The following is a 1337-nucleotide window of genomic DNA, read 5'->3' on the forward strand; positions in this document are numbered from 1 at the left end:
CCATCGTTCGCCGCCGGTGTGGTCGTGAACGGGCTGGTGAGGGTGTAGGTGTAGCTGCCGTCGCTGTTGAGTTGCAGCTGGCCGTAGGCATCGGTGCCGCCGGTCAGCGTGTAGGTCACGCCGTCGCCTGCAACCGTCAGCTGGCCGGTCACCGTCTCGGTATCGAGGCCGGGGTTGCTGCCCTCGACCGTGCCCGGGGCAAGATCGTCTTCCAGCGAGGGGCCGGCAGCGCCGCGGTCGTCCGCGACAAGGTCCAGCGCCGCTTCGTTGACCACCTTGGTCTGGTCGTCGCCTTCCAGCGTCACGTTGGCAACGTCGATGGTCAGCGTGGTCGTCGACAGGTCGCCGTCCGCATCGCGGATGGTGTAGACGAACACGTCCTGCTCGTCGCCCGTCACCGCACCTGCCGTGCTCTGGTAGGTGTAGCTGCCATCCGCGTTCAGCGTCAGCGTGCCGTAGTCGCCCGCAATGGCTACGCCCGTGCCGGTCAGCACCGCCGTCGTCGTGTTCGCCGGGCTGCCGTCGGCGCGAACGCCCACCACGCCGCCGCCGCTGTCGGCGCCATCGGCACCGAACGCATCGGCATTGCCAGTGAGCACATTGCCGCTCGTGCTGCCGCCTTCGGTCACGCTATCCGTGTCGGCCACCGCCGTCGGCGCATCGTCGTCGAAGTCGATGAGGAGCGTGGTCGGCGCGGTGTCGCCTTCGCTGTCGGAGATCGTGAAGCCGATCGAGGCCGAGGCGTTGTTCTCGGCATTGCCGCTCGCATGCAGCACGTTGTCGAGCAGCACCACCTGGTACGCGCCCGTCGCTGCATCGGTGATCGTCACCGTGAACAGGTCCGTCCCGTCACGGTCGCCGCCGGTCACGGTCGCGGTAAGGACAGAGCCGACCACCGAGTAGGTCACGGTCTCGGTGCCCACGCTCGCGGTCGAGCCGTCGACGCCCGCTGCAAAGCTGACGCTTGCCGGCGTGTCGTTGCCGACGCTCACCACCAGGTTGCCGGTGAAGCTCGCCTCGCTCGTGTCGAGCGGATCGTCGCCCGCATTGGCATCAAGGTCGCCATCGGTCGAAGCAGGGTTGCCGCCCGTCAGGCCGTCATCGTCCACTGCCGCACTGGCCTGGCCGCCCTGCGGCTCGCTGTCGGGCTGCAGCGTCACGTTGACCGTCGCGGTCGACATGTCGCCGTCGCCATCGACGATGGTGTACTCGAAGCTGTCGGTCAGGTTGCCGTTCGAGCCCGCGCCCGGCGCAGGCGTGTAGGTGAACAGGCCCGTCACCGGGTTGTAGGTCACCGTGCCGTAGGTCGCCTGGGTCGAGACATAGACATCGGCCAC

General features: G+C 68.1%; 1 protein-coding gene. It reads right to left on the reverse strand.

Going from position 1 to position 1337, the window contains the following annotated elements; all coding sequences use genetic code 11:
- A partial coding sequence (locus D4Q51_RS00005; protein ID WP_205689414.1) for an Ig-like domain-containing protein occupies positions 1 to 1337 on the reverse strand: 1337 nt, incomplete at both ends.

Source organism: Aurantiacibacter odishensis (genome assembly GCF_003605195.1).
GTDB classification, from domain to species: Bacteria; Pseudomonadota; Alphaproteobacteria; order Sphingomonadales; family Sphingomonadaceae; genus Alteraurantiacibacter; species Alteraurantiacibacter odishensis.